General features: G+C 67.1%; 6 protein-coding genes. 4 read left to right on the top strand and 2 right to left on the bottom strand.

The annotated features are described in order from the left end of the window. Positions 1-63: 63 nt before the first annotated feature. Positions 64-480 (bottom strand): YbaB/EbfC family nucleoid-associated protein, encoded by a 417-nt coding sequence (locus LXN57_RS39180; RefSeq protein ID WP_251803288.1) that lies wholly within the window; start codon positions 478-480, stop codon positions 64-66. Positions 481-665: 185 nt separating this feature from the next. Beyond that, on the bottom strand, positions 666-1,685 hold the full coding sequence (locus tag LXN57_RS39175) for a DUF695 domain-containing protein (protein ID WP_251803287.1): 1,020 nt from the start codon (positions 1,683-1,685) through the stop codon (positions 666-668). On the opposite strand from LXN57_RS39175, the gene LXN57_RS48250 reads away from it, so the two are divergent. From LXN57_RS48250 to LXN57_RS39155, 4 genes are all read left to right on the top strand, one after another. Continuing rightward, a complete protein-coding gene (locus LXN57_RS48250) occupies positions 1,642-2,304 on the top strand; it encodes a WXG100 family type VII secretion target (RefSeq protein ID WP_308206693.1) in 663 nt (220 codons plus the stop codon). The two genes, LXN57_RS39175 and LXN57_RS48250, sit on opposite strands and share 44 nt — an antisense overlap. 30 nt (positions 2,305-2,334) lie before the next feature. Next, positions 2,335-2,625: a WXG100 family type VII secretion target gene (locus tag LXN57_RS39165; RefSeq protein ID WP_251803285.1), complete on the top strand. Its 291-nt coding sequence runs from the start codon at positions 2,335-2,337 to the stop codon at positions 2,623-2,625. Between the two features lie 85 nt (positions 2,626-2,710). Next, positions 2,711-3,505, top strand: coding sequence for a hypothetical protein (locus LXN57_RS39160; RefSeq protein WP_251803284.1), 795 nt, complete (start codon positions 2,711-2,713; stop codon positions 3,503-3,505). Between the two features lie 117 nt (positions 3,506-3,622). Then, positions 3,623-5,052, top strand: a 1,430-nt coding sequence (locus LXN57_RS39155) for a WXG100 family type VII secretion target (protein WP_251803283.1), incomplete at its 3' end; no start/stop codon positions are given.

Below are 5,052 nucleotides of genomic sequence, written 5' to 3'. Positions count from 1 at the left end.
GTCAACCACAGAGACACCAGCAATTCATAGTCCGACCGATACTTGTGACGTGAGGCGTCCCGCTTATCGCGGCGACGATCCGAACCCGAACATTTCGCGGATCTCGGCCGGCAACGACGAGGGATCCGGCATGTAGACGTCAGACTTGGCGGTGCCTCGCACGAGCGCGCCCGCGTCCGCCCCTTCCGACAGGTGCGGCTGCAGCATCTCGGCCGATCGCGCCAGCACCTTCTCCTTGGCGTCGGCGTAGGTGGCCATCAGCACGGAACTGAGCTCGCCGGGCGTCATCCGCCGGAAGGCGGTGGACGGGAACTGGATGGCAGTCAGCACGCCATTCTGTCCGACCGTGACCGAGACCTCGCGCCGCGGTGATGTCGCCGTCTCCGAAAGGTCCCGCATCTTGCGCTGCACCTCCGCCAAGTTGCTGCGCTGACGCTCGAATTCGGCGAGCACGCCTTCCATACGCCCCTGCAGATCCATCTCCGGCCCCTCTCCTCGAACTCACAAGTGAATGTCGCCCCGTCCCGGTTCGCGTGCAGCGCGTCCGACTACGGAACGTCCGTGCAGCAGGTCGTCACGATCGTTCGTCAGTGCAGCATCGACCGCCGCCGCGGGCGTTCATTCGCGCGCATCCGGAGGGCGCGGTGACGCCGGTGGTCGCGGCTCTACTGGAGATACTCGACACGCTGGAACATCGGATCGAGCAGCGTGTCGACCGAGGCTTGGCCCTCGCGCCACTGGGGGAGGCGCGACTCGAGTTCGGCCAATGCGCCGGTCTGCGAATCGACGTAGAAGTGGAGCGTCCGCCGGCCATCGACCGTCTCGTGGGCGACCAGCGCACCGTCGGCGCCGGCTGCCTCGCTCAGCTTCTCCTCGAACCGGCGCAGCGCCGTGAGTGACTCGTCGACCGGGAGTTGCTCGTCGTCGAACCGCCGATACGGCAGCCGGATCAACACGTGCTGGTCGAACCGGGGCCAGCGCTCGGGATGCAACGGAGCCGCGACCACGGTGCGGAACGTTGACCCGTTCCAGTTGCCGGACCACAACTTCCAGTGGTCGGCGCGGCCGGCCAACGCGCTGACAGCCTCCCGGAACTCGGCCGGGGAGCAGGATTTCGCGGGCTCGGCCGCGGTCCAGGTGATCTCATCGGTCCAGACCACCGCGTCGTCCTCGCCGAGAGCCCAGTCGATGGCGTGGTAAGCGAAATGCTCTCGGGCGTCCTCCGGGAGGCCTTCGAAGGCGGGGTGCCAGCAGACGACATCGATCTGCCGGTCCTGTTCCCGCACCGTGATGCAGTACCGGGTCTCGGCCAGATCGACCACATGCCCGCCGTGTTCCCTGGTGGACTCGAGCGCTTCGGGATCGGCCACGACCAGTACGGATCGATAGGACCAGGTCTCGTCGGCCGGCGGAGCGGCGGCCAGCCACCGCTCGGCCGCCGCCCGGACGTTCGCCGGGTAGCGGGGAGTGACGGCCAGCACGTGCGCGGAGGTGCTGCTCCGCCTGACCTCCCAGCTCAGGCCGGGATCGACAGCGTGCACCCGGCGCTCGATCTCCTTGCCGAGCCCGACGAGTGTGCCGTCGTTGACGGCTTTCGCCACGTCGTCCCGCGCGGTGTTCCACCACTGCCAGAACTCGGCGATGGTCTCATTCTGGGGCGGCGCCTTCTTGCTGAACAATCTCATGACGAAGGGGCGCAGACGGGAAACATCATGCCTGGTACGACGTAGGTCGAGTCGAAAAGTTCACCAGAGCGCACGGGTCGGCCGGAAGAGAAGGTTCACCGGTCGTCACCGTGGTGCAGCATGTCAGCACATTGGTGCGGTCTCGAGCGCGCTCCTGCCGCTTCCGCGTGCAATCTTCCGGAACGCCCGTGCAGGTATCGCCCATGCCGTTGGCGACCAAGGTAGGACATCCCAAGCTTGCGCAGCGGTCGCCGATGAATCGGTGACGCCAATGACTTCCGCACAAAGGAGTTCGACCACCGTGAGTACTGTCTCCACTACTGAAGCGGGCATGCGTGCAGCAGCCCAGGAGTTCGAGGCGAAGTCCGGCGAGTTCCGCACTTCCAATGAGAGCGTCGCCGGCCGGGTCGAGGACCTGACCATCTTCTGGAAGGGGCAGGCCTCGCAGGGTTTCCGCACGGCGATGGAGCAGTGGGGACAGTCCTTCAACCAGGTCATCTCAGCCTTGGATGAGCTGCGGGGACAGCTGCAGGGGGCCAGCGCGACCTACCTCGCCGCCGAGGACGAGACGACCTCGTCCACGAGCAGGCTGCAATCAGATCTTCCTGGCTTCTCCTGATTCTCCTCACCCCACGGAAAGGGCATCACCTTGAGCGACTTCAGCATCAATTTCGGGCAGGCCGAGGCGTTTCTCGACGACGTCGAGCGCATCAACCAGCAGATCAAGCTGGCCCTGGACGAACTCGAGCGCAACGTCGAGAGCAGCCTCGACTCCTGGAAGAGCGAGCAGGTCCGCACCGCCTATCAGGTGGCGAAGGCCCGCTGGGACCAGTCCGCGATCGAGATGAGCGGTTTCCTGGACAACGCTCGCCACACCCTGACCGGCGTGGTCGAGACCTACAGCCACGCCGAGACCACCAACCGGGCCCGCTTCGAATAACGCACGCCGTCGCGGCCGCCCGAACAATCGGGCGGCCGGCTCATCGACTCCGTGACCGCACTGATTCACGAGGGGATCGCCGACCATGGCAGCGGATCTGACCAGTCCGAGCATCGAGGGCGCCGCCTATCTCGGCCTGTTCGACAAGTACGACAAGGACCACCACCTTCCTGAATCCGGGGAGAGCTGGTCGATGTCCGTCCTGGCCAAGATGTGGAAAGACAACATGGATCAGGGCGGAAGTGCCCAGACCAACCGGCTCCTGGCCAGCAATTACCCACCGGACCAGTGGGAGGCCTGGATGTGGTTCCAGGATCAGACGAAGCCGGAAACCTGGAAAGGGTACGTCGAAGACAAGCGGGAGGGGATGACGGACCCGCCGCCACCGTTCGACCCGAACGAGTCCTACATCGATCGGCCATCTTCCGGCTTCAATGAGCTGCCGGTGAAGCCGTACGACGCCAAGTCCGGCGGCAAGGGCGGGGTCACGGTCAGCACGGAGGCTCTTCAGCATTTCGCCAACACATTGAAGGCCATCGTGCCGGCTGGCGGCGGGATCCTGATGGAGTCGAAGACCGCCGTGGACGCGGTCGATCCGCGCCCGGGCGGTTTCGCCGTCGCTCAGGTCACTCGCAACCTCATCGTCGACGATGCCGGTGGCGGCTTGAAAGAGGACGTGAAGGTGGTGCTGGACCGACTCCAGGAGCTGCTGTACGAGGTGGCCGAGGAGGTCAGCAAGATCGCCAAGGACTACGACACCGCCGAGGAACTGAACAGCCTGAGCGTTCAGACATTCAAGGAGCTGACCGGGCGCAGCGATGCCCGGCTGGGCGTCCTCGGCGACAGCGGCACCAACAGTGAGGCTGTCGCCGGCAACTGAGCCCGGCCCGCCTTCTCTGCTTCCCGTTCATACTCTCACCAAGGTCAGGCAATGTCGGACGCGGCTGACGCTCCCAACGGCGACAAAGATCCGAACGCCACTTTCGCTCCTCGGAAAGTGCCCATCGACAATCGGCTGGACTATCAGGCCTACGTAGATCAACCGGGCGGATGGCGGCTCCTCCGGTCCGCTGTGGTGGGCGGGGCAGCTCTGGCGACGGACGCCGGCAAGGCTTACGCCGCCAGTCTTGTCAGCCCGCAGTCTCTGGCCGACACCGGCGCGGCCTTCGACCGTGCGCAGCAGGCTCTGACCTGGATCGAGCGAGTCCTCCGGGAGCACTCCCAAGCCGTCGCGGGAGAGGGCAAACCCTGGCAAGGTCCGGCGGCCGAGGCTTTCCTCCAGAAGATGACAGATATCGCCGACAACGTGCGCAGTCATGCCGAGGCCATCAAGGGTAGTCCGGCCACGGGCATCTCCTACAACGTCCCGGAGCAGATGTACCGGGCGGGCAACGCTCTGGCCTACGCACAGCGCAACGTCAAGTACTGGGACAGCGCCTACGCGACATTGGCCCGCATGTCCGGCGCCCCGGTCGGTAAAGACGGCTTGGTAGCGATCACCGGTGGCGCCTACGAGAAGCCGATGGCCCGGATGATGGCCTACGAGATCGACCAGTTGGTCAAGGTCTACGACGAGATCAAGGTCGCCGAGTTCCAGCAGCCTCCCGGAGCGGATCCGAGCAACGTCCCCTCGCCCCCTCCGCCATCTGTGCCGCCCCCGCCGCCTCCGTCCGAGGTGCCTCCTCCGTCATCTGTGCCGCCTCCGTCCGAGGTGCCTCCTCCGTCATCTGTGCCGCCTCCGTCCGAGGTGCCTCCTCCGTCACCTGTGCCGCCCCCGTCCGGGGCGGCTCCACCGCCACCCGGTGGCGTGCCCGGCCTGGGCGGAGGTGGCACCGGCGGGGGAGGCAACCTTCCGCCGCCGGGTGGAGTGCCGAATCTCGGCGGTCCGGGTGGCAACGGCCCGCTCAACCTGGGCCGTGTGCCTCCGCCCGGTGGCGTGCCGAACCTCGACATCCCGGACGGCAACGGGCTGTCCCCGGCTGATCTGCCTGCGCCGCCGCCGCCGGGCGGATTCCCCGGTGGTGTCCCGGGTGGCGTGCCGCTCGTTCCCGCGCCCGCAGGCGGTCCGCCCCGAACCGGCACCGGTGGCAATTCGGCCGTGCCTTCACCCGTCCGCCCTCCGGCGCCACCCCCGGTTGACCTCCCGAACCGGCCGGGAACCGGCCTTACCCCGCCGGCCGGACTTGATCGTCCGGTGGCGGGCGGGCCGCTCCCCGCTCCGCGGCCGCCGGCGCTGCCGACCGGGCCGGGTGCGGGTTCCATCGGTACCGGCGTCAACGTCCCGGGTCTGCCCGGAGGCGTTCCGGGTGTCAGTACGCCGGGTGCCAACCTTCCGGGTCTGCCGGGCGGTGTTCCGGGTGTCAGTACGCCGGGTGCCAACCTTCCGGGTCTGCCGGGCGGTGTTCCGGGTGTCAGTACGCCGGGTGC

Source organism: Paractinoplanes hotanensis, assembly GCF_023717965.1.
GTDB classification, from domain to species: Bacteria; Actinomycetota; Actinomycetes; order Mycobacteriales; family Micromonosporaceae; genus Actinoplanes; species Actinoplanes polyasparticus.
Note: the sequence above shows the minus strand (reverse complement) of the source record. Positions and strands in the feature narration are given on the sequence as shown.

Excerpts from the sequence above, each read along its gene's own strand:
- LXN57_RS48250 (WP_308206693.1), top strand. The coding sequence starts at position 1,642 with ATGGTCTCATTCTGGGGCGGCGCCTTCTTGCTGAACAATCTCATGACG.
- LXN57_RS39160 (WP_251803284.1), top strand. The coding sequence starts at position 2,711 with ATGGCAGCGGATCTGACCAGTCCGAGCATCGAGGGCGCCGCCTATCTC.
- LXN57_RS39175 (WP_251803287.1), bottom strand. The coding sequence starts at position 1,685 with ATGAGATTGTTCAGCAAGAAGGCGCCGCCCCAGAATGAGACCATCGCC.
- LXN57_RS39180 (WP_251803288.1), bottom strand. The coding sequence starts at position 480 with ATGGATCTGCAGGGGCGTATGGAAGGCGTGCTCGCCGAATTCGAGCGT.